The organism is Brachybacterium phenoliresistens (genome assembly GCF_039530785.1).
GTDB classification, from domain to species: domain Bacteria; phylum Actinomycetota; class Actinomycetes; order Actinomycetales; family Dermabacteraceae; genus Brachybacterium; species Brachybacterium phenoliresistens.
The window spans coordinates 1-620 of record NZ_BAAAOW010000028.1; the positions used below are offsets into that span (position 1 = coordinate 1).

Here is a 620-nt window from a genome sequence, read left to right on the forward strand (position 1 = left end):
GGCGGGTTCCAACGGTCAGCGCAACACCCCACGACATGGAGGTGTTTGATGAGGCCAGTACTGCTAGGACGGGCTCCGACTTCGGTTCGATCTCCCGAGACCGTCGAGCTGATATGGGACTATTATGGGATGGGAATATCCAAGCGCGAAGTCGCTCGCGAGGCCGGCGTCTCGCACCCAACCGTTAACAGGACCATTGCGAACGCGGGAGGAATTCGCCCGCGCAAGACAGTGGAGCCGACGCGTGCGCTTAGAATCCACGAACGAGAGCTCATCAAAGAGCGACTCGTGGAAGGGAAGTCCCTCCGGGCGATCGCGAGTGAACTGGGTCGGGCCCCCTCGACGATTTCTAGGGAGATCAAGCGGGGTTCGCTCCGCGGCACCGTGCGCAGCTACGAATTCACTAGGGCGGAAAGGTATGCGCGCGAGATGCGTCGACGACCCAAGCCCCTGAAGATCGTGTCGGACCGCCTTTTGCATCGACTTGTCCAGTGCGGACTGCACTTTGGCCTCTCTCCCGAGCAGATCGTGGGACGATTGAAGCGAGCGCGTCCGGATGATTCGAGGTTTCACTTGTGCCACGAGACGGTCTATCGCACCCTCTACCTGCAGGCCCGCGG

The 620-nt window shown here is 61.1% G+C and carries 1 protein-coding gene; it reads left to right on the forward strand.

What is annotated here, in order from left to right:
* Positions 1 to 129: 129 nt before the first annotated feature.
* Positions 130 to 620: helix-turn-helix domain-containing protein (locus tag ABD234_RS19115; protein WP_344359670.1), on the forward strand; the 491-nt coding region annotated here is incomplete at its 3' end.